This window comes from Bradyrhizobium sp. AUGA SZCCT0222 (assembly GCF_018130205.1).
Taxonomy (GTDB): Bacteria; Pseudomonadota; Alphaproteobacteria; order Rhizobiales; family Xanthobacteraceae; genus Bradyrhizobium.
This window is the reverse complement of the sequence record NZ_JAFCLX010000031.1, coordinates 37649-59119: the sequence shown is the minus strand read 5'-3', so window position 1 is coordinate 59119 and position 21471 is coordinate 37649. Positions and strand designations below refer to the sequence as shown.

The window sequence follows — 21471 nt, the reverse complement described above, 5'->3', positions numbered from 1 at the left end:
TCGTTCAGTTTAGCTCCCGCCATGCGCCTGCGCGAACGCGCGACTGCCTGTCCCTCCTTCAGTCTAGTGACAGCGCCAATTCTACCGAGTAGTAAATACAGCCAGCAACCAACGCTTTCCGACTGAACTAAACAGGCCGTAATGCCATATTCGCCAAGGCCAAATCTGATGCCACGAGATAGAGAACAGATGAGAGTGATTGGTTCGCTCGCTTCTAACATGATCGCAAAGCATCGCTCGATCTTGGTCGTTCTGATGTTTGTGGTGCTTTTGCAAATCCCCGCGGCGGTAAATCTCAAATCATACATTTTGACTGGTCAAGACTTCAATCCAGTGAACTTTGGTCAGCTGTTTCTCCACTCTGACCTTCCGGCCGCTGACGATGTCGAAATTGGCGAGAACGCCAGGACGATGAGCTTTTCATCGCTCTACATGTGGATGCCATTGGCACTCCACTACGTCGGACTTCCGCTCGAGTCCGGGGTTTTAGTTCATGCGCTATTTGGCTTACCCCTCCTTCTATTTGGAATCTACTTTCTGTCCTTCTCACTCTTCAGAAGCAGCCATGCAGCCGCGTTAACAGCTTTGCTGTTTCCCGCGGGGAATTTTGGGCTGTTTATGACGAATGTGGGTTATCCAATCCTCTACAAGAACGGATTTTACTACGGAGACTTCAACCACGCCTTCGCCGCGTTTGCGCTGGGATTTCTGATCCGAGGTCAAATTATCAGAGCCGCTATTCCTCTGGCGCTGGTTCTGCTCATCAATCCTACATACGGCATCAATGTCGCCGAGATCTTCGGTATGACGATTCTCTTCTCCTGGCGAAAGATGCTGACGAAAGAGACCGCCGTAGCGCTGACGATCGTTTGCCTTTCGATCCTGGGCGCTTACATACAAATTCGGGCGAGCTCGCCGGTCATTGCCCCTGCACCATTCGAAGCAAGGCGATTCGCCATCGAGGCCTACGGGCATATCACAGGTCACATATACGACCTCCGCCAGTACCTGCTGGGACAAGTGACGCTCGTTTTGATCCTGTCATTTGCCGTTCTCCGGGAGTGGCGCCAAAAAGATTCGAATAATCTGGTCGTCGCCGCTGCCGTGCTCGCATCCTTTATTGTTTTCGGAATTGTGTTTTACTTTTTGCTTTTTGCACTGGCTCCAGAGATCTTTATTTTGCTTTCTCCGAGCAAGATGTCGATGATCGTTTCGCTGTGGGCGGCCTGCTATGCGGGGTATGGCCTCTTAGAAGTCTTCCGTTCTTTGAGTGCACCCCGGCTAATTGCTGCTTGCATCATTCCCTTGGCGTATTTTCTGGGACGTGAAGGGCAATACTGGAGTATTTGGGCGGCTTCCATATGGTGTTCCGCTTGCGCTTTCTTATTTGCGGGCACGAGAACAACTCAACCGGACAATCACACGCTTAAAGCGTTCTGTTTTGTATCGATTTCCTGTGCGCTGCTGATCCACTTATCGCTATCAACCGCATGGATTTCAAATCGAGGTTTCTTCGATGTACGAGACGCTTTGCTCGACATCGAGATACGAGCGTCAAAAGTTCTTCCATCTGACGCGATGATTTTGCCGTTCCGGGACGCACCGCCTTCCATAAACCCGTATGGCATGTTCGCAAACTTTCCATTCAGGACTTATTCGCGGCGAGGCGCCGTCCCGTGGGTAGTCGGCCGCAATGCCTACTTCAATTCAGCGAGGCGCCATGAATTGGAGGAAAAGGTGTTCCAAGCCGCCACCGGCCGGCCGCTATGGCAGTCGATCCTCCAGCAATCCGAAGAAATGAAGGTCAACGCTCCCGCAGCTTACTATTTTGGATTGAGATATAGCGACGCGCGCCTCGTACTCGGCACAGCAGGCGCGTGGACCATTTATCAGGAACACGTCGACAGAATGATTAGTGCGGTCAACAAAATGACGCCAGACGAATTTCGCTTTTTTGCCGGGCGCGCAGGCGCCAATTACATCCTAATTTGCAAAGCGCCGGGCGCAGTGGCAACGCCCGCCGCAATTACCGAGAATGCCTATTTTGCTTTGATTAAAGTGCCCAACCCGTAGGGACTCAGCGCGCCGGCGGCGTCCGATCATCGTCAGTTCGCACGTTCAATCGAATAATGTGGTCGATGTTATCGCGGATCTGATGGTGCAGAAAAAAATCACAGATGAACCCCACCAAAAAAACGATCAACCCGAGCAACACTGCAGTAAGCGAGAATGACAGGAGAGGCCTGTCTTGAACGCGAAATTGATCTCCAAATCCGAACCAGAACAGAAACTCGCTTCCGACAAAGTAGGTTAGCACCAATAGCCCGATCGCCGTGATGCCAAATCCCAGCGGACCGAAAAAATGCAGGGGATTCAGACCAAACCGATGCAGAAAGAGCAGCGATAGCAGGTCAAACAAGCCCTGGTAACGAAACGACCGAAACTTCGAGAAGCCATGCCTTCGATTGTCATTGCCGATGGCAACCTCTCCAACCCGATAACCTGCAAGGTGGGCGAGCAACGGAAGATACCGATGGTATTGGCCGAACACGACGATGTTGCGGACCGTGGCGCCGGCATAGGCCTTAAAACCGCAATTCATATCATGAACTTTCAGGCCCGAGCTCAACTTTGTAACGGCGTTGTAAATGCGGCTTCCAACCTTTCTAACCAACGTTTCCTGTCGCGATACGCGCCAGCCGCTGACCAGATCGAAGCCCTCCGCAAGTTTTGCAAGGAATAGCGGTATATCTTCCGGCCGGTCCTGAAGGTCAGCGTCCATCGTAATTACAATCTCGGCATTGGTATCGCGAAAGCCCACCATCAAGGCGAGCGACTTTCCCGAATTGCGCCGCAGGTGGACGGCCCGTAGCCAAGTGTATTTGCGCTTCAAGTTCGCAACTGTATTCTCGGTGTCGTCTGTCGAGCCGTCGTTGATCACGACGACCTCGAACTCGCCGGAATAACCGATCGACCCGAATACATCACCAATCCGCGAGACGAGTTCTTCAAGGCTTTCAGCTTCATTGTAAGCTGGGACAACAACCGCGAATCGGATGCGATCCTTATGCGCGGTGTTCATGCTGTGGTCGTCTGGCTCTGCGTGAATCACCGCGACACCTGAGGAAATCTCAACCGCCAAGCTGCGAAAACCGCCAAATTATAGAGCAATCGATAATAATTCCGACGCCCCGCCATATGCTGGGAGTAGTAATGTTCGACCACGGACATGTCCACCAGACCGTCTTCCTGCCACAACGGATGTTTCAGCAAAGCATCGAGCCGGCTCTTAAGCGCGCCTTTCAACCAACGCGCTATCGGAAAAGTGAAGCCTTGCTTGGACTGATTTACGATTTCATTCGGCAACCCACGCCGACGTGCCAATTTGCGAAGCAGGACCTTGGTCTGGATGCCGCTTACCTTCATACTGCTTGGCAATGTATTTGCAAACTTGATCATGTCGCGCGAAAGAAGAGGCGATCTGACCTCCAAGCTGTTCAGCATCGCGCCACGATCGGTGTGCATGCAGACAAATTCAGGGAGAAATACCTGCTGATAGAAATGCAGACACTTGTTGGTGTCACCCTCGTTCGTCACACTTTTTTCCAACGGTTGAAACAATCCTAACAAGGACTCATCGTTCGCTTGCCGAGAGAAGAATGCGGGAGGAATCCCGGGCATCAGCCGCTTCAAATCCTCAGGCGGGACAGTCGCAAGCCAAAGTGGCAAACGATTCCAATCATCTGACGGAAAACCCTGCAGAAATGCAGCTGCCTTGAACTGCAGTCCCAGATAGCTGTCCGACCCTGGCAGAAAACCCAGCACGGATTGAGCCGCGGGGAAGAATGCAGCCGGCGCAAGTCGCAGCAACCGCGCAACCTGCAAACCCTGAAATGGTGCATATCCAGCGAACAGCTCGTCGCCGCCGTCCCCGGCTATGCCGACAGTGATATGTGTCCTGACCGATTGCGCTAGAAAGTGCGTATTCACCAGGCCCGGATCACCATGAGGCTCGTCGATGTTTTCCAGCACATGATCGAGAGCGTCGATCACCGAACTCTGGTTCAAGGTGAAAACGTGATGATTCTTTATGCCAATATGCTTAGCAACGGCGTTTGCCTTTGCACTTTCGTCGAAGTCGGCTTCGGACATGCGAACACTGAACGATTGAACTTCCGCATTTGAACGAGCGCAGGCATCGAGCACGATCGAGCTATCGAGCCCTCCGCTCAGAAAAACGCCGTAGGGGACGTCGGATCGCATCGACTGTACGCACGAGGCTGTTAGTATCTCATCAAGCTGATCGATTGCGTCAGACTCACTGAGCGGCTCGATGGGCTCTTTCGGAGTACTGGTCCAATATCGCTTGGGTTGACCCGCCTTCTTTTCGATCTCAAGGAAACAGCCCGGCGGCAATTTTTTGACGCCGGCAACGGGTGTATCCGTCCATGCATAATAACTGTTGGCCAGGAATCGGGCGAACGCACCTTTGTCTATCTGCCAAGAAAACGACTTCAATGAAAGCAACGAGCGCAATTCCGACGCATAAATCAGGCAGTCGTCGTCAGCGTAATAGTATAGCGGCTTCTGCCCAAGCGGGTCGCGAAAAATAATCTGGCGACGGTTCTCAAGATCATGCAATCCACCGGCAAACATTCCATCAAATCGCAACAGCGCATCGACGCCCCATTGCTTGAACGCTGCGAGCATTACCTCAGTGTCGGACGTGGTCGTGAATCTGTGTCCGTAGCCCGACAGCTCTTCTCGCAATTCAATGAAGTTGTATATCTCACCATTGAAGCTGAGCACTTCGCCGCCACCGTTCTTGCTGAACGGCTGGTTGGCGGATGCGGAAAGGTCGAGAATGCTGAGGCGTCGATGGCCAAGGTAAACACGGGGAGAGATTGTCTCCCCCTGGAATTCAGGTCCGCGGTGAGCGAGCAGTTTAGTCGCCTGTCGTGACTGTTCTATATCGTAATCGGTCAGATCCCGATTAAACAAAATCCAGCCAAAAACTCCACACATCGATTAGCGCTCACTGCATTCGCTTGCCGACCCAACGTACATTTTTACGCCCTTCGCGAAAATGCGTGGATCGAATCCGAAATCAGCCTTTGCATCTGACGAGTCCCACGGCGCATGCTGATGCAGCGTGGCAAGCTGCTGAAAAGGCAGGTTAGCCCAGGGCATCAGAAAAGCGCCAAACCTGGCCGCTATCTGAACAGGCTTGAGCGGGATGGGGAGCAATACTGGATAGGACCGAAGGTTACTCTGGATAATACCGATCATATCCTTCAGCTTGATTTGCTGCGGCCCAGCCACAACATAAGCCATTCGTTCACGCCCGTTACCCGCGAGAGCGGATAGAATGACGTCACAGAGATCCTCGACGAAAAGCGGCTGAAGCTCAATCGCACTACCGCCGATCACGGGAACGATTGGCCATTTCCGAACGCTTTCGACCAGTAGTCCTACGTTGCCTCTCTCGTGTGGACCATAGATAAGGCTTGATCGAATGAATTTCCATGGATACGGCGACGCTTCGATCAGCTTTTCCGCCGCTCGCTTGGCTAATCCATACCGGCCGAGTTTCTCGATTGCGGAAACTGAACTGAGATAAAGGATCTCCGCTCGTGCACCAGCGCGCTGCAAACCGTCCAACAAGTCGCGGGTGTATCCGATGTTCGAGTCGTCTATTTCTTTCGGACGACCGTTGACCCTGCCGGCCAAGTGAACCACCGCATCGATTTTCTGCGATCTAGCAATTTCCTCGACGATGCGAGACCTATCAGAGCCAATCAAGACCCATCGAACACCAGGAGAATCATTACTCAACGGCTTTCGACACAGCGCGGTTACGGTATAACCAGCGCTTATCAACCTCGGAAGCAAGTTGAGACCGACGAACCCGGTCGCTCCTGTCACCAGCAAATTCTTGCCAAGCATAGCGGCTAGCTGAGGCTATTGGCTATCAGGCGGACAATCGTCGTGGGTGCTTTTGCGAGCAGCCACGACGGACGGAGATAATAGTCGCGATATGCGCGGCCGTGCGCTTTTCGTACCTGGTCCGGCGTCGACGTTTCGATGTTAACCACCGGCCTGTACTCAGTGAACTGCGTGAAGTCCGTTGTCAAAAGTGATCCCTTCACAGATTCATATAGATCCGTGCCCGGAAAAGGAGTCGTGATGCAGAACTGGGCGCCGAGCGTATTCAGGTGCTTGGCGTATTCTATGGTGTCCTCCATCGATTCCTCGGTATCGCCGGTAAGACCAAGCATATAGAAGCCGTTAATCCGCACCCCCTTCTCGTGCAGATAGCCGACGATCCGCTCCTGCAACGCAACGGCCGGATTCTTTTTGCCCGATGCCAGCAGGATGTCGTTTGCACCAGTCTCGATGCCGAGATTGACGCCGCGAAGTCCGGCCTCCACCATTACGTCAATCAGACTTTCATCAAGGCAATCGATTCGGGTCTCGCAAGCCCATTCGACTTTCAAGTTGCGCTCGATCAGCAACTCGGAAATTGTACGTGCGTGCTTTTTATTAAGCGTAAAACAAATGTCCCGGAAAAGCATGCTGCGCATCCCGAAGTCGCGCACATTGCGTTCAATCTCATCGACCACATGCACGGGATCACGACGCCGGAACGCTTTCGTCTGCGACACCATATAGGGACAGAAATCGCAATTAAACGTACAGCCACGCGTCGACTGCACGGGGAAAAACGGGCGCTTGTGGAGCAGCGGAAAGTAATTGAACTTCTTGTGGTCCATCGCCCGCCAGTCTGGAAAGGGCAGACGCGTGAGATCCTTGACGACACCGCGATTTATCGGCCCCGTCAGCTCAATCTCGCTATCCAAAAAAGCAAACAATGCTGATTCAAGTTCGCCGCCGATCATAAAGTCGGCGTCGTTCTTAAACAGAGCCTGTTGTTCATATACAAACGGACCGTAGAAACCGATCTTTGCCTCGGGCATCAGCTTTCGCTGACGTCGCGCCCAGACGAGTTCGTCAGCGTAGCAGTGCATCGAGTTTGCGATGATGACGATATCTTGGCCAGCAAGGTCGGCACCTTGCGTGAACGTAACCGTGTGGCCGGCCTGCTCGAGAATCGACGTGGCAAACCCGAGTGACATCACGGGCAATTCGATAAGATTGGCTTTCATGCGCGAGACGAGGCCGCCAATGACGCCACTCGCTTGCATGAACGAGCCGAAGCCGCCCGTATGATCCCGGTTGGCTTTCTTGTCGCCAAACTTCAGGTCGACCAAGGCAATTTTCATATATCAAATCCCAGATCAAGCTCACTTGCGCCCCCCGCAGCCCAAGGGGCAAACGTATCGGCAGCAATGATCTTAAGTGCTCGCGCACGGCCTTCTTATATTAGAAGCGAATGGTAGCCAAGCGAACGGTCCGGCCTCGTCGTTTTTGAGGGATACCGGCCGATTCTGCTTGAAACTACCGTAACTTGAGCACAATCTGGGCGGCTGATGGGAACCAAAAACGCGCAACCACCGCCCTACGGTGTTTCAGAGTTATCCAGCTTTGACCGCAGCTATCGGGAGACTTGCCAGATCTGTCAACCTGATCGCTGGCGGACGCTGGAAACAGCTGTGGCGGCATCCGACAGCATCGCGCGAGGCGCCGGATTATCCTATGTCGCCGCCTCGTTTGGAGATGGCGCGACCTCGATCGACATGCGGCGATTCAACCGGTTCGTTGGCTTCGATCAATCCGAGAGGTGGGTTGAGGTAGAGGCCGGCATCAGCTTGGGAAAGCTCTACAGTTTTCTGGCACCACGCGGATTGTATCTGGCGGTTCAGCCCGGACATCCTCAAATCACGGTCGGTGGCTGCATAGCCGGCAACGTCCATGGCAAAAACCAGTTTCGTGAGGGGATTTTTCAAAACTGCGTCCTCAGTCTGAAGTTATTTCATCCCTCGCTTGGCTATCTCGATCTGTCTCGCAAGCAAAATCCGGAGCTATTCGAACTGACCTGCGGAGGGTTCGGCCTGACGGGCCTGATCGTTTCCGCAAAGCTGCGGGTCGAAGAGCTTCCCGCGCAAGCCGTAAGCCGTCGTATTATTCCTGTCGAATCGCTGTTAGCGGGCGTGGCAGAAATCGACCGCGCTAAAGCCCACAGTGACATGGCGTATGCCTGGTTTGATCTCGCGAATAGTCATAAGCAGGGGCGAGGATACGTAGCGAGAGGGACCTTCCTTCAGAATAATTCAGTCCAGGAGAATCCGGAAGAAATTCAATTGCCCAATTGGCGCTCGATAGGTCGAAAGCAACAGGCCTTTGGCGGCTTGAAGGTGTTTAATCGAATGTCGTTACCTTTGATAAACAGGCTGCACTATCGGAGCGAATTGAACAGACGCGAAACAACACAATCGCTTTTCACATGTCTTTTCCCGACCATCGGCAACGAAATTTACTACGATGGTTATGGTCGGAACGGATTCATTGAACAACAGGTGCTGGTGCCGGAATTGTCGGTCAACAGCTACGTTGTCGAATTTACCCGTCTGGTCAGAAAATCGAAGTGCTTTATCCCACTGATGACGCTAAAGGCGTTTCGTGGTGATGAACGGTATTTGGATTACAATGGAACGGGCTACAGTTTTGCAATTGACCTTCCGCAAAGTCTCGATGCGCATCGGTTCTTGAACACGCTCGACGAAATCAACGTTGAACATGGCGCCAAAACCAACCTCCTAAAGGACTCACGGTTAAGCACGGCCGTGGTCGAGCGCCAGTATCCACACTACGGAGATTTCAAGCGCGAGCTTTTTCGGTTCGATCCGGCCAGACGATTTCGTTCCGCACTTTCACATCGGCTTTCTCTATGACACGCAGCTGCATCGTCGGCGCCTCGGCAGGGCTGGGGCGATCGTTAGCGGAAGAACTGGGAAAACGAGGACACGACCTCCTTTTGGTTGCTTCGGACCCTCGCGACCTCAAAGCATTGGCAGCCGATGTAGCTATCCGTTTCAAGGTCGATGCCCGATGGATAGCATTGGATCTGGCGGGAGACGGCCTTTCGCCTCTTATTGTTCAAGGAAAAAGTGACGCCTGTCGGATCGACAATTTGATTGTCGTGGCTGGCATTTTTCTGGCAACCGATGGCGTTGAAACAAACGACGTAGATATTTGTCAGATCATTACAACCAATATGTTATCTCCTATCCGGCTGATAAATGCGTTTCTACCCGACCTCAAAGATCGGAAGCACTCAAATATCGTAGGCGTAGGCTCAGTCGCAGCCGGGCGCCCCCGCCGACGCAACGCCGTATACTCATCGTCAAAAAGCGGTCTTGAGTTCTACTTTGAAGCGTTGCGTCATGACTTGGTCGAACGGTCGTGCAACGTCCAATTTTATCGGTTGGGATTCTTGCAAACCAGCATGACGTATGGAAAGCGGGTCGCGCTACCGGCAATGGAGCCTGGCGCCGCCGCTACAATCATTGCCGATAATCTCGGGCGGGACGTTGGTGTTCAGTATTTGCCACGATGGTGGTGGATCATTGTTTCGGCGCTGAATGCCATTCCGTTTAGATTATTCCGACATCTCAATCCGTGAACCAGATTTCCGGTCCATTTCCGGCATCTGAAGGGCCCGGCCATCCGGAACGCTGCGGACATCAAAGCCGCATGGTGGCCCAGACGCCATTCCACGGCCTGGGTAACTAACGTCATCCGGAGCACAGGTTGGCCGCTTGGCCGCCCGCTCCATGGGGTGCGCAAGGCCACTGGCCGACGACTTGCCAAAGCAGGCGCGACCACGAAACAAGCGATGCCAATCCTGGGCATGCCGATCCACCTGTCCATCACATCGGCCTGGGGGCGGCCGCGGCAATCGCCCGCGGCGCGGCGAAGAATCCTGAGAAGGGTAAGCCGTCGCGTCTTCAGGCCGCCCGGACTGAACTCAGGAACTGGCCGACCTCGCGCTTGAGCCGGCTGCTTTCGCCGGACAGCGATTTTGCCGCAGCGAGCACCTGGGAAGAAGCCGATCCGGTCTCGCTGGCGCCCTGCTGAACATCGGCGATGTTGGAGGAGACCTGCTGGGTGCCGTGCGCGGCCTGCTGCACGTTGCGGGCAATTTCCTGCGTCGCCGCGCCCTGCTGCTCGACCGCAGCCGCGATCGCGGACGCAATTTCGGACATCCGCCCGATGGTATCGCCGATTTCCTTGATGGCGCCGACCGATTCCTGCGTCGCGGCCTGGATGCCGTTGATCTGCTGGCTGATCTCGCCGGTCGCCTTGGCCGTTTGCTCGGCCAGCGCCTTCACTTCCGAGGCCACGACGGCAAAACCGCGTCCAGCCTCGCCCGCCCGCGCCGCCTCGATGGTGGCGTTCAGCGCCAGCAGATTGGTTTGGCCGGCGATGGTGTTGATCAGCTCGACCACATCGCCGATCCGGGCCGCCGCTTTCGCCAGCTCGCCGACGCGATCGTTGGTTCGCTGCGCCTGCTCCACCGCTTCAGAGGCGATCCGCGCCGAATCCTGCACCTGACGGCTGATCTCGTTGACCGACGATGCCATTTCTTCGGTGGCGGAGGCGACCGACTGCACATTGGTGGAGGCTTCTTCGGAGGCTGCCGCCACCGTGGTGGCCAGTTTCTCCGAACGGTCCGCGTTCGAGGTCAGCGTGCCGGCCGATACTTCGAGCTCGCTCGAGGCCGTCGAGACGATCTCGACGATCTCGCCGATCATCGATTCGAAGTCGCGGGTAATCGTGTCGACGCGCTGGCCACGCTGGATCTTGGCATCGGCCTCCACCGCCGCCGCCTCATCGGCGGCCTTCTTGGCGATCAGGGCTTCCTTGAAGACCTGCAATGAACCTGCCATCGCGCCGATCTCATCGGCGCGCTCGATCGTCGGGATGGTGACGTCATGGCGGCCGGCGGCGAGGTCACCGACGATTTCGGTCAGATTGGCGAGCGGTGTAATCACCCGGCGGCGCAGCATCATTGTGACGCCGGCGAGCACGCCGAGCAGTGCCACAACGGCAAGGCCTGCCAGCGCCAGCATCGTCAGCGCCCCATCGCGCGCGACGCCGGCGCGTTCGGCGGCTTCAGCCAATGCCGCGTCGCGCACGGCAAAGAAGCTTTGCACCGCCGGCACGATCGTGGCGGCGAGTTCAACATCGGATTTGATTCCATAGTTGCCGTCGCCGCGCGCGGCCGGCATCTCTTTTTCAAGCCAGGGTGCGGCCTTGCCGAAATAGAGATCGATCGCATCCTTCAGCGGTTTGACGAGCCTTGCCGGGCTGCCGATCTGATCCACGCCGGCTTCGATTCGCTCGCGATTCAGGTCCACGCGGCCCTGGGCACGGTCGAACGAAGAGATTTCGGCCACTGTCATCGGGCGGCGCGCGCTGATCGCAGGAGACATCGAAGCGGCGCGGCCGCCGGCGGAGATCCGCATATCCTGGGCTGTACGAGCGATGCTCATCAGCGCCGTCAGCGACGCGTCGGCGGTGGCCACCTGATTTTCAAGGCGGTTCAAGAGCGGTTCGACAATCGCGACGACCTGGGCAACGCCGGGCAGGAAGCCCTTGACCACCGCCGCATCACGCGCAGCCATGGGTACGACAAGCGCGCGATCGTTCGCGGCGCGGATATCGGCAAGCTTGGTCGCCGCCTGGTTGAGGCCCGCAACGATCGTGGCGCCATCGCTGAGGGCGCCGACCGCCGTCCGGGCGTTCGCGAAAGCGGCATCGGCCTGATGCACGGCCTTTGCAATCGCTTCGAGTTGAGCCGGGGTTGCGGTCCCATCCTGGAACAGCGGACTGAGATACGGCGCACGATAGGCCGCGACCTGTTGACCAACAGCCAGAACCGCGCCGAATGCCTCCACGGCCTTGATCGCTTCATTCTTGCTTGCAAAGGTACGATATTGCGGAACGAGAACCCCCGCACCAAGGATCACCGACAGGACCGTCACCGAGAGCATTGATACCGCAAAGAGCCGACCGATTCGCATGTTCTGTTTCCGTTGCCGTGTGAGCGGCCAAAATACGCAAGCAGGACTAAAGCGGGCTTAATGGACGAACGGTATAATTACGGGAGTGCGCCGAGCCGCGAGCGTGAGGGCGCGCAATACTGCGCAACGACATTTGGCTCGGCCAAACGAAAACGGCCCGCCGAGGCGGGCCGTTTCTGTCAGTTAGGTATCGGTGTCGCTGGTTTGATCGGGCGCCAGCTTGGGATCTTTGTCACCCTTGCCGGGAGCCTGACTCTGCTGGCCCGGATTCTGACCACCGCCCTGCTGTTGACCAGGCTTCTGACCCGGCGTTTGATTCTGCTGACCGGGTTGGTTTTGGTTCGTCATGTCGTTTCCTTTCATGGGAACGCCGTAACAACGGATCGAAGCCCGCGACGTTCCGATCAAAGAAAATCCGCAGTTCGCGTTGCCGCCACGATGTGACAGCGAGGCGGGCGCATTCGCGTTTGTCGCTTCCGTTCGTTTTGCCGCGTTCTGCGATTGCGCCGGATTGAGCGGCGATTGCCCTGGTGCGACGCGGCCGGCATGCACCGGGGTTCCGGAATCATCATACGAACACACAAGCAACGCCCAATGACCAAGCGGGAACTGCTGCTTTGGGGCAACCATTGCCGATGCGAGCCATTGGTTCGCTGTCAAGGAAACAAAGGGACATCAAAAATGTCGAATGCAATCCGCAACAACTCGAATCAGAACTCCACGCAAGAAGCTGATAAAGAACGGGTCGACGTAGCGACCGCGTCATCCACTACCTTCCCCGCCGGCTTTCAGGCGCTTGCCACGGCGTACGGCGACTACACCAAGAAATCGTTTGAAGACACCAGGTCGTTCGTCGAGAAGCTCTCGGGCGTGAAGTCGTTCGAGAAGGCGATTGAAATTCAAACCGAGTACGCGAAGACGGCTTACGAAACATTCGTAACCGAGTCGCAGAAGATTGGCGCGCTGTACGGCGATCTTGCCAAGCAGTCCTACAAGCCATTCGGCGGCTTCGGCGTTGGGACCAATTCGACGAACCGATAGTTCTTGTAATTCGTTAAGTCACTGCAAATCGAAAGGTCTTGCCCCGCGATGTCAGAGCAACGTCGCCTGTGCATCGCGGGACCTTTTCCGATGCCCCCTCAATTCGTTCATTTTTTCCAGCATGCGAGAGACTGCGCTCGCAGCTGTTACGAGGAGCATCATGACCATATCCAATCCACGTTCCCGGAATCGCTCGCTCGATCCAGAGGAAGTCTTGGCCGTGAACCAGGCGTACGACCTTGCATGTCAAACGCTTCAGAACATCGGTCAGCTCGAAGTGGATCGTGAGATCATCCGCCCGAAAGGTTTTGCAGGCCGCCGAGAGTGGCGAGCGCGACGCCGACAAAATATGCGCGCGTGCGATCCATGACCTGACCGCTTTCGATTACCGGCAGCATGGCACCTAGGGCCACCACCAACGGAAACGAGCGGGATTTAGGCGGCCAGAGGGAGCCCTGCAGGTGAATGCAGGACTCCCTCGTAGGCCTGACAAGACACTGGCGGCAGTCTGTCTTGCCCGGTTGCACTTTGGGGCCGTCTCAGTGCTATGCAGATGGCGCGTTGGCGGTGTCCATCTCTTCCTCATTGCGCCTACCCGCCGCCAAATCCATCTTCGGCGGTGGGATCTAAACTGTCTGTTCAATTTTGATCATGCGAGCAAATTTCTTGGCCGGCGGTTTGCGATGTCCGAAGCCGGGGCCATGGCCTCGGCTTCGAAACGTAACGTGGTTTGCGTTTAATTTATTTCGGAACCTGAGCGATATTGACCAGCGCCCCGAATACAAGGCGAGCATGCTGGTTCCATCACCGCCCTCCTCGGCATCTTCCGGTGACTGAGAGCTTTGCGCTCCCGCCTGACTCAAAGGGTGGATTGCAATGACCGCTTACCCAGCCGCAATTCCGCTGCTCGCCATACAGCGCCTCCGCTGCCAAACATGTCAAACGCGCATGAACCTTGCGCAGATATCGCCTGGACCCACCGGGTTTGAGCTTCGCACGTTCGACTGTTCCAGATGCGGCAACGTCGAGAAAATTGTTATCGCGTCAGATCCAATGAAGTCCGGCGATGTTGGCTGGCTCGTTGGCGAACTGCGGCCACCGACGTAACGTCATGGAACCGACCGACTCGACTGCAACACCCCGATCGAAAACACTCGATCGCGCGCTTTCGCTTGTCGCGGCATTCATTGTCGCCGCCATCATAGCCGTTATCAGATACTGATCCCGCGGGGTCGAAACGACCGTCGCCGGCAAATTGAGCACCGTGGCGAGGCCTGGCCTGGCCGGACCGCAAAACTGGCAGCGGATCGGCGCACGGTCCCGGCAGCAGCGACCTTGCCCACCACCGTATCGTTCCTGGCCGCACGCCACGATAGAATAGCTCTATAGCTGCTATGTGCAGGCTTCGGTATCCCGATCGGGCGGTGTCGGCTAGAAGTACACGATGGGTTGATGCATTCGGTTTTCACCCCGCATCACGTCCTTCCCGACTTGTCGATATCCACGGAGTAACCCGATGCGACTGCCAGCGATCATGGTTGCAGCTATTCTGACGACCGTCTCTGCAAATGCGAGCGAGCTGACCGGGACGCTGCAGAAGATCAAGGAGACCAACCGGGTCGTGCTCGGCATCCAGGAAGCCTCGGTGCCGTTCAGCTATCTGGACGGCGACCAGAAGGTGATTGGATACGCCGTCGATATCTGCATGAAAATCGTGGACGCGGTGAAGCAGGAGCTCAAGCTTTCCAGCCTGAAAGTCGAGACAAGCCCGGTGACGTCGTCCAATCGCATTCCGCTGATGATGAATGGAACGGTCGATCTGGTCTGCTCGTCCACCACCAACAATGCGGAGCGCCAGCGCCAGGTGGCGTTCACAAACTCGCATTTCCTGTCGGCGACACGCTTTGCGGCGAGGAAGACCGACAACATCACCACGATCGACGCGCTGAAAGGCAAGCCTGTCGTCGCGATCTCAGGCTCGACCAATATGGTGCAGCTCACCCAGGCCAGTACCACACGAAATCTCGGCGTTGCGGTGCTGGCCGCCAAGGACCAGGCGGAGGCGTTTCTGATGCTGGAGACCGGCCGCGCCGCCGCCTACGTCCTCGATGACGTGCAACTTTCCGTCGCGATCGCGCGATCGAAGGACCCGTCGGCCTACATCATCAGCGAGGAGGCATTTTCGAAGGCCGAACCCTACGGGATCATGCTGCGCAAGGATGATGCACCGTTCAAGACCGTGGCGGATCGCGCGACCGCGAACCTGTACCGCAGCCCCGAGATCGAGGTGATCTACAAGAAGTGGTTCGAATCACCGGTGCCGCCGAGCGGCCTCAATTTTCGCAATCCGATGCCGGTGGTTTTGCGCAACGCATTCGCAAATCCGTCTGACAGCGCGGACCCGGCAAGCTACGAGCGTTGACGGCGGCCGGGAAGAAGCGCCGTGGATTGCGGTCCCGTGAAGGTCCGCCTACGCACAGCGCCACACTCTAGACCTCGATCGGTTTGGCGCGTAGCGCTTCCTCAAATGCGCTGACGATGGCCTTGATCAGACGTCCGCTGATCCTGTCCTTCTGCCACAGCGCAGTCATCTCTACGGGTGACGGCTCCCAATCCGGCAGGACGGGAACGAGTGCGCCGGTTGCCATGGCATCCTCGATCAAGAATTTCGGCAGATTGGCGATGCCGAGACCGGCGCGGGCAGCGTCGACGAGAATGGTCTGGCGGTTTGCGGCAAAGCCGATCGCGGGACGTATGATGGCGCGCATCCCCTGAGCATCTTTCAGATCCCATTCGATGAGATCGCGGCGGATCGCGAGCGCCGGCAGCATTTCCAGATCTTGTGGCGTGCAGAGATCGGGATGTGCAGCGAGGAAGGCGGGGCTTGCGACCAGCGCGCGCGGCAGATCGGCGATTCTGCGGAACATCAATTCGGAGTCTGCCACCGGCCCCATGCGAACCACGAGATCGTAGCCCTCCTCGATCAGCGAGACCCTGCGATCCGCGAGCGTCATCTCGATGATGACGTCGGGATATCTGGTCTTAAAGCCGATCAGTGCGGGGCCAAGAACCGCGGTCGCCATATCAGGGGGAAGCGACAAGCGAACGGTGCCCGACAGCGCGACGCGCTCGTCCTGAACCTCGGCGACAGCCTGCTCAGCCAGCATGAAGGCAGACCGGCCGCGCTCGAACAGCTGCTGCCCCTGTTCGGTGAGTATCACGCCCTTCTTGGTCCGGCGCGCAAGCCTGACATTCAAGGTCTCTTCCAGAGCCGACAGCCGGCGCGAGAGCGTGGCCTTCGGGATGCCCGTCGCGCGTTCGGCTGAGGCGAAGCCGCCAGCTTGCACGATGCGGATGAACAGCGCGAGGCCGTCAAAATCACCGAAGGTTTTCATGTTTCATTTTTGGAACATAAGGTAGCAAACATCAAGTCTCCTCAGCAATTCGTTCCAAATGTAGCCTCCATGCGAGCAATAAGGCTCGCAACGGGCACCGGAGACTGGTTATGACCACGACATTCACCCCAAAGAACTCGGCGCTTCTGCTGATCGACCACCAGGTCGGCACGATGCAGCTCATCAAGAATATCGACGTCGCGCGGGCCAAGCGCATGTCGCTCGTGCTGGCCAAGGCCGCCAAAATCCTTGGCATCCCGACCGTGCTGACCTCCAGCCAGGAGGATCGTTTACAGGGGCCGCTGCTGCCGGAACTGAAGGACATTCTGCCGGACGCCTTCGAGAAGCGCGTCAAGCGCGAAGGCGTCGTCAACGCCTGGACCGACGCCAACTTCAAGGCGGCTGTGGAAGCAACGGGGCGGAAGAACCTGATCATGGCCGGCGTGACCACCGACGTCTGCCTCGTCTTCCCCGCCATCGATGCGGTGACCGAAGGCTACAACGTGCAGGCCGTGATGGACGCTTCGGGATCGCCGTTCGAATTGTCCGAGGACATGTCGCGCCGCCGCATGCAAGACGCCGGCGTCGTCCTGACCGCCACCAACACCATGCTCGCGGAACTGGCCCAGAACTGGGGCACGCCCCACGGTCAACAGCTGATCCAGTTGCTGTTCACCGAGGTGCTTCCGCCGATCCAGTCGTAACCGGTGACGAGACGTGTTTGTCAAAGAACGCGCGTCTCGATCCCACCACAGATCAAGAAGGCTGAACGGAACATGACCCAAAAACAGACGCCGATCGTCCATGCGCCCGCCGCAGGTGAGGCCAACAGCGCTTTCGGATTCAAGCGCTATTTTCGCATCACACCCGAAGATACCGGCGGCGCGTTCTGCGTGTTCGAGGAGGAAATCGAAGAAGGGGCAGGCCCTCCTTTGCACATCCACCATGTCGAGCACGAGATGTTCACGGTGCTGTCCGGGTCGGTGAAGTTTCACTGCGACGGGACGGAAGCCGTGGCTGAGGCGGGAACGACCGCGTTGATCCCGCCCGGCGCGTGCCACGCCTTCAAGGGCATCGGCCCCGGCACTTCCCGCGTGCTCGTCATGCTGTCCCCGGGAAAAGGCGAAGGCTTCTTCCGCGAGGTCGAGAAAGAAGGGCTGTCATCGAAGGACGGAATGGACCGGGTGAACGAGATCGCTGCGAAATACAGCGTCGAATTCGTCGGCCCGCCCCTCGACTGACCACCACCGGCGCCCGGCCATCCAGTCGTAACCACCGTTGAGGTCGCACGAAATCAGGACGGCTCATTCGACATGATCCCGGCTCAAACAACGCCGGGACTCCTGTCCCCGAGTCTCAGCATGGAGTTGCCGAATGTTGAAAATCCTACGCGCAGAGCGCAGCCGCGGCTTCGAGCACGGATCGTTCAAGATCCGGCGCGTGCGGCCTGGCCTTGTCCTCGGATCGAACGCCGATCCGGCCTTCGGGCCGCTCGCGGTCCTCGATCACGCCAATCTTGGCGTCGGCACCGTGGTGCGCTTCCACGAGCACGTCAACGACGAGATCCTGAGCTACATGAGGCGCGGCACGATGGTGCATGAGGACTCGTCGGGCAACCGCGTGGCGCTATCGCCGGACAGGCTGATGATGATGAACGCGGGCCGGAGCTTCTGGCATGAGGAATCCGCGCCTTCAGACCCCATCGAAATGCTTCAGATCTTCATCCGCCCCCGCGAGGCGGATCTGCCCGGCGAAGTTCAGTTCCACGACCGCGACGACACTCTTGCCGACGGCAGCTGGCATCTCATCGCCGCGCCGGAGGCAAGCGACGCGCCGCTCAAGGTCCGCCAGCAGGTCACGGTCTATGACGCGCACCTGCCGGCCGGCCGCGAGATCGAGATCCCCCGGGCCGATGGCATGGATCAGCTGCTGTATGTCTTCGACGGAGAGATCAATGCCGGCACCGCACATCTTTTGAAGGGAGATGCACTCGCCGACGACGAGACCCCGCTTCCGGCCATCAAGGCCATTCGTCCCTCCACCCTGGTTGCCTTTCTCGTGGATCGCCATGCGCCCGCCACGCGAGCCGGCACCATCAGCGGCGGATGATCGGCGCAAAAAATGTCTACGCCCCTGCCCCAGCTTCCCGCACAGTCCGCCGAGGTGCAGCCGCCGCCCTCCGAGCACACGTCGCATCCGAAAGCGGAACAGACAAAGGCGCCCACCTCGTGGGGCGCGCTCGGACGATTTGGCATCCCGCTGTTCGCGCTTGCGATGGTTCTGGGCTTTGTCACCATCGCGATCACGCGATGGGACCGGTGGACCGGCCAGGCCGCGGTTCAGGAAACCGACAACGCATACGTTCGAACGGAGATGACGCGCCTCGCGAGCAGGGTCGCAGGCATGGTGCGCACGGTCGCGGTGAGAGACTTCCAGCGTGTCAAGGCGGGCGACCTGCTGGCGGAAATCGATCCCGCTGATTATGCCGTCCAGGTCGCACAGGCCGAGGCCGCCGTTGCCGCAGCCAGAACGGCGCATGACAACCTCAATAACCAGATCGCGCTGCAGCGCGCCACGATTTCCCAGGCCGAATCGCAACAGGCATCTGCGGTGGCGCACGAAATTCAGGCACGCCAGGAACGCGAGCGGCAAGAGAAGCTCGCACAGTCAGGCTTCAGCACGCAGCAAAAAATCGAAACGGTCATAGCCGAGCACGTCAAGGCCCAGAATGACCTGCGGGCGAGCGAAGCTGCCGTGGACGCGCAGCGACGACAGCTCGACGTGCTGACCGGCACAAAGGCGCAACGCGCGTCTGACCTGCAGGCCGCCGAGGCCGCTCTCGCGGCAGCGCAGCTGCGCCTCGGCTATACAAGGATCACCGCGCCATTCGATGGCGTCGTCGGCGAACGCCAGGTGCAGCAGGGCGACTATGTGAACGTCGGCAGCCTGCTGATCGCGGTTACGGCGCTCCCCAAACTCCATGTGATCGCCAATTACAAGGAAACCCAATTGACGCGGGTGACCGAGGGACAGGCCGTCGACATCGCCGTCGATACGTTCCCCGGCGAGTTGCTGCGCGGGTATGTCGAGCGCCTCTCTCCCGCGAGCGGCTCGCAGTTCGCGCTGCTGCCTCCCGACAATGCGACGGGCAATTTCACCAAAGTGGTCCAGCGGATTCCCGTGCGGATCGGCTTTGCACCGGACCAGAAGCTGCTTGAACGCCTGCGCTCGGGCATGTCGGTCACGACGCGTATCCATACCGAAGCGCCCCGAAATCAGCGGGCACAGCCGTGAGCGATTCCGCGGAGACAGCCGATACCGGCCCCGCCGACAAGCCTGCTTCGCAGTACCGCCCACTCTTCGCGGTGGCCGCCGTCCTGTTGGGCCCGTTCATCGTCAGCTTTCACAGCCGCTTCTTCGCGATCGGGCTCGCCGACATCAAAGGCGCGCTGAGCCTGAGCTTCGACGAGGGCGCCTGGCTCAGCACGGCCGGAACCGCGTCACAGATCATGATCGCGCCGGCCGTCGCCTGGCTCGCATCCACGGTCGGCATCCGACGGCTGTTCGTTGCCCCGACGCTGCTCTACACCATCGTCTCGCTCGCCATCCCCTTCGTGCGCTCGTACGATCTGCTGCTTGCGCTGCACATCGTTCACGGGCTGTGTCTCGGCGTCTTCGTGCCGGCCACCATGATGGTGATACTGCGCAGCCTGCCACCCCGATGGTGGCTGCCAGCCATGGCGCTCTATGCGTTTCGCCTGGCATTCACGGCAAATGCCGGGATCTCGCTGGTTGACGTGTATGTTCAGGCCCTCGGCTGGCAATGGGTCTATTGGGGCGATGCGCTGCTCGCTCCCCTGATGGCCCTGTGCGCCTGTCTGGGCGCCCGTTCCGAGCCGATCAATTACGATCTGCTGCGCCGGGCGGACTGGGGCGGCATGCTGCTGTTCGGCGCAGGACTTACTTTGCTGTTCGCAGGACTCGATCAGGGAAATCGGCTCGGCTGGCTCTCCTCCGGCACGGTCCTCGCCCTTCTGTGCGGCGGCGCGGCGCTGATCGCGGCATTCCTGGTGAACGAGGCCGTCGTGCCGGAGCCTTGGGCCCAAGCGAGCGTGATCTTTTCGCGCAACATCGGACTGATGCTGCTCGCTGCTCTTTGCTTCATCGTGACCAGCCTGTCCAACGTCGCGCTGATACCCAACTTCCTCACGACCGTTCGGCAGTTGAGGCCCGAACAAATCGGCCCGCTGCTGCTGAATTACGTCGCACTGCCGCTCGTGCTGCTGGTTCCGATTGCCGTCGTCCTGCTGCGACGGATCGACGCCCGGTTCGTGCTGGTCCTCGGTCTCTCGGCATTTGCAGCCGCAGGCTTGCTCGGCACAAAGCTGACCAGCGACTGGGATCCCGCGGCCTTCGTGCCCGTCGCACTTTTTCAGTCTGCCGGTTACGGCCTGACGTTCCTTGCGATCATGGTGTACGCCTTCGCCAATGCCGATCCGGCTCGCGCGACGGCGTTCTCGGCCTATATCCAGGTCTTGCGCCTCGGCGGCGCGGAAATCGGCGTTGCGCTGATCACGACCTGGCTGCGTGTCCGCGAACAGACGTACTCAAACCTGCTCGGTCAACACGTCGTCGCCGGTGACGCCGGTGTAACGCAGGCCCTCTCTCGGATCACCGCGCCGTTCCTCAGCCATGGATCGGATATTGCAACAGCTCGGGGGCTCAGCACCCTGGCTGCTTTGGTCCGGCGCGAAGCCAATGTTCTCGCCTACATCGACGGGTTCTGGCTGACGTTCTGGGCTGCGCTTCTGGGGCTTATGCTGGTCGCATTGATGACGTCACCGCCGGAAGGCCCGTTCACACCCCAAATGCGGCATGCACCGGAGCGCGTACGGTGAGATATGCCCGTCTTTATCTGGGTTGTTGGATTCTGAACTGGCGATCCCGGCATGACTCGAACATGCGACCTACGGTTTAGGAAACCGTCGCTCTATCCGGCTGAGCTACGGGACCGCGAACCCACCGAATAGGCAGGCTTCGCGATTCCA

Annotated in this window: 17 protein-coding genes and 1 tRNA gene; 10 read left to right on the top strand and 8 right to left on the bottom strand. The window is 58.1% G+C overall.

Annotation, left to right across the window (positions count from 1 at the left end):
* Positions 1-189 precede the first annotated feature (189 nt).
* Positions 190-2073, top strand: a complete 1884-nt coding sequence (locus JQ629_RS24585) for a hypothetical protein (protein ID WP_212414836.1) — start codon at positions 190-192, stop codon at positions 2071-2073.
* A gap of 4 nt (positions 2074-2077) precedes the next feature.
* Here JQ629_RS24585 and JQ629_RS24580 read toward each other — a convergent pair whose 3' ends face one another.
* The 4 genes from JQ629_RS24580 to JQ629_RS24565 are packed head-to-tail and all read right to left on the bottom strand — an operon-like array spanning position 2078 to position 7283.
* Positions 2078-3082, bottom strand: coding sequence for a glycosyltransferase family 2 protein (locus JQ629_RS24580; RefSeq protein WP_212414835.1), 1005 nt, complete (start codon positions 3080-3082; stop codon positions 2078-2080).
* A gap of 26 nt (positions 3083-3108) precedes the next feature.
* On the bottom strand, positions 3109-5025 hold the full coding sequence (gene asnB, locus JQ629_RS24575) for an asparagine synthase (glutamine-hydrolyzing) (protein WP_212414834.1): 1917 nt from the start codon (positions 5023-5025) through the stop codon (positions 3109-3111).
* A gap of 3 nt (positions 5026-5028) precedes the next feature.
* Entirely contained in the window at positions 5029-5946 is a 918-nt protein-coding gene (locus JQ629_RS24570; protein ID WP_212414833.1) for an NAD-dependent epimerase/dehydratase family protein, read from the bottom strand.
* A 5-nt stretch (positions 5947-5951) separates the two neighbouring features.
* Entirely contained in the window at positions 5952-7283 is a 1332-nt protein-coding gene (locus JQ629_RS24565) for a B12-binding domain-containing radical SAM protein (protein ID WP_212414832.1), read from the bottom strand.
* Between the two features lie 207 nt (positions 7284-7490).
* Here JQ629_RS24565 and JQ629_RS24560 point away from each other — a divergent pair, with 207 nt between their 5' ends.
* Positions 7491-8852 carry an FAD-binding oxidoreductase gene (locus tag JQ629_RS24560; RefSeq protein WP_212414831.1) on the top strand — a complete coding sequence of 454 codons (1362 nt, stop codon included), beginning with the start codon at positions 7491-7493 and terminating at the stop codon, positions 8850-8852.
* Positions 8849-9583, top strand: a complete 735-nt coding sequence (locus JQ629_RS24555) for an SDR family NAD(P)-dependent oxidoreductase (RefSeq protein WP_212414830.1) — start codon at positions 8849-8851, stop codon at positions 9581-9583. Before JQ629_RS24560 ends, JQ629_RS24555 begins: the two co-directional genes overlap by 4 nt.
* A gap of 325 nt (positions 9584-9908) precedes the next feature.
* Here JQ629_RS24555 and JQ629_RS24550 read toward each other — a convergent pair whose 3' ends face one another.
* Together JQ629_RS24550 and JQ629_RS24545 are read right to left on the bottom strand one after the other, a co-directional pair.
* On the bottom strand, positions 9909-11987 hold the full coding sequence (locus JQ629_RS24550) for a methyl-accepting chemotaxis protein (protein WP_212414829.1): 2079 nt from the start codon (positions 11985-11987) through the stop codon (positions 9909-9911).
* Between the two features lie 183 nt (positions 11988-12170).
* Complete coding sequence (locus JQ629_RS24545; protein WP_212414864.1) at positions 12171-12617, bottom strand: hypothetical protein; 447 nt, start codon at positions 12615-12617, stop codon at positions 12171-12173.
* Between the two features lie 51 nt (positions 12618-12668).
* Between JQ629_RS24545 and JQ629_RS24540 the strand changes: the two genes are divergently transcribed.
* Entirely contained in the window at positions 12669-13028 is a 360-nt protein-coding gene (locus JQ629_RS24540; RefSeq protein ID WP_212414828.1) for a phasin family protein, read from the top strand.
* A 1516-nt stretch (positions 13029-14544) separates the two neighbouring features.
* The gene (locus JQ629_RS24535) at positions 14545-15450 is read left to right on the top strand and encodes an amino acid ABC transporter substrate-binding protein (protein ID WP_212414827.1); all 906 of its coding nucleotides are present in this window, start codon (positions 14545-14547) and stop codon (positions 15448-15450) included.
* Between the two features lie 67 nt (positions 15451-15517).
* Here JQ629_RS24535 and JQ629_RS24530 read toward each other — a convergent pair whose 3' ends face one another.
* Positions 15518-16423 carry a LysR family transcriptional regulator gene (locus JQ629_RS24530; protein ID WP_212414826.1) on the bottom strand — a complete coding sequence of 302 codons (906 nt, stop codon included), beginning with the start codon at positions 16421-16423 and terminating at the stop codon, positions 15518-15520.
* A gap of 110 nt (positions 16424-16533) precedes the next feature.
* Here JQ629_RS24530 and JQ629_RS24525 point away from each other — a divergent pair, with 110 nt between their 5' ends.
* From JQ629_RS24525 to JQ629_RS24505, 5 genes are all read left to right on the top strand, one after another.
* The gene (locus tag JQ629_RS24525) at positions 16534-17127 is read left to right on the top strand and encodes an isochorismatase family protein (RefSeq protein ID WP_212386578.1); all 594 of its coding nucleotides are present in this window, start codon (positions 16534-16536) and stop codon (positions 17125-17127) included.
* Positions 17128-17199: 72 nt separating this feature from the next.
* Entirely contained in the window at positions 17200-17664 is a 465-nt protein-coding gene (locus JQ629_RS24520; RefSeq protein ID WP_212386577.1) for a cupin domain-containing protein, read from the top strand.
* Positions 17665-17797: 133 nt separating this feature from the next.
* Positions 17798-18532, top strand: coding sequence for a pirin family protein (locus tag JQ629_RS24515; protein WP_212414825.1), 735 nt, complete (start codon positions 17798-17800; stop codon positions 18530-18532).
* Between the two features lie 12 nt (positions 18533-18544).
* Complete coding sequence (locus JQ629_RS24510; protein WP_212386575.1) at positions 18545-19717, top strand: HlyD family secretion protein; 1173 nt, start codon at positions 18545-18547, stop codon at positions 19715-19717.
* On the top strand, positions 19714-21321 hold the full coding sequence (locus tag JQ629_RS24505; protein WP_212414824.1) for an MFS transporter: 1608 nt from the start codon (positions 19714-19716) through the stop codon (positions 21319-21321). Before JQ629_RS24510 ends, JQ629_RS24505 begins: the two co-directional genes overlap by 4 nt.
* 38 nt (positions 21322-21359) lie before the next feature.
* Here JQ629_RS24505 and JQ629_RS24500 read toward each other — a convergent pair.
* Positions 21360-21436: transfer RNA gene (locus JQ629_RS24500), tRNA-Arg, on the bottom strand.
* Positions 21437-21471 lie beyond the last annotated feature (35 nt).

Bases quoted from the DNA above. Each gene is read 5' to 3' on its own strand.
- JQ629_RS24585 (WP_212414836.1), top strand. From the start codon at position 190: ATGAGAGTGATTGGTTCGCTCGCTTCTAACATGATCGCAAAGCATCGC.
- JQ629_RS24580 (WP_212414835.1), bottom strand. From the start codon at position 3,082: ATGAACACCGCGCATAAGGATCGCATCCGATTCGCGGTTGTTGTCCCA.
- asnB (WP_212414834.1), bottom strand. From the start codon at position 5,025: ATGTGTGGAGTTTTTGGCTGGATTTTGTTTAATCGGGATCTGACCGAT.
- JQ629_RS24570 (WP_212414833.1), bottom strand. From the start codon at position 5,946: ATGCTTGGCAAGAATTTGCTGGTGACAGGAGCGACCGGGTTCGTCGGT.
- JQ629_RS24565 (WP_212414832.1), bottom strand. From the start codon at position 7,283: ATGAAAATTGCCTTGGTCGACCTGAAGTTTGGCGACAAGAAAGCCAAC.
- JQ629_RS24560 (WP_212414831.1), top strand. From the start codon at position 7,491: ATGGGAACCAAAAACGCGCAACCACCGCCCTACGGTGTTTCAGAGTTA.
- JQ629_RS24555 (WP_212414830.1), top strand. From the start codon at position 8,849: ATGACACGCAGCTGCATCGTCGGCGCCTCGGCAGGGCTGGGGCGATCG.
- JQ629_RS24550 (WP_212414829.1), bottom strand. From the start codon at position 11,987: ATGCGAATCGGTCGGCTCTTTGCGGTATCAATGCTCTCGGTGACGGTC.
- JQ629_RS24545 (WP_212414864.1), bottom strand. From the start codon at position 12,617: ATGGTTGCCCCAAAGCAGCAGTTCCCGCTTGGTCATTGGGCGTTGCTT.
- JQ629_RS24540 (WP_212414828.1), top strand. From the start codon at position 12,669: ATGTCGAATGCAATCCGCAACAACTCGAATCAGAACTCCACGCAAGAA.
- JQ629_RS24535 (WP_212414827.1), top strand. From the start codon at position 14,545: ATGCGACTGCCAGCGATCATGGTTGCAGCTATTCTGACGACCGTCTCT.
- JQ629_RS24530 (WP_212414826.1), bottom strand. From the start codon at position 16,423: ATGAAAACCTTCGGTGATTTTGACGGCCTCGCGCTGTTCATCCGCATC.
- JQ629_RS24525 (WP_212386578.1), top strand. From the start codon at position 16,534: ATGACCACGACATTCACCCCAAAGAACTCGGCGCTTCTGCTGATCGAC.
- JQ629_RS24520 (WP_212386577.1), top strand. From the start codon at position 17,200: ATGACCCAAAAACAGACGCCGATCGTCCATGCGCCCGCCGCAGGTGAG.
- JQ629_RS24515 (WP_212414825.1), top strand. From the start codon at position 17,798: ATGTTGAAAATCCTACGCGCAGAGCGCAGCCGCGGCTTCGAGCACGGA.
- JQ629_RS24510 (WP_212386575.1), top strand. From the start codon at position 18,545: ATGTCTACGCCCCTGCCCCAGCTTCCCGCACAGTCCGCCGAGGTGCAG.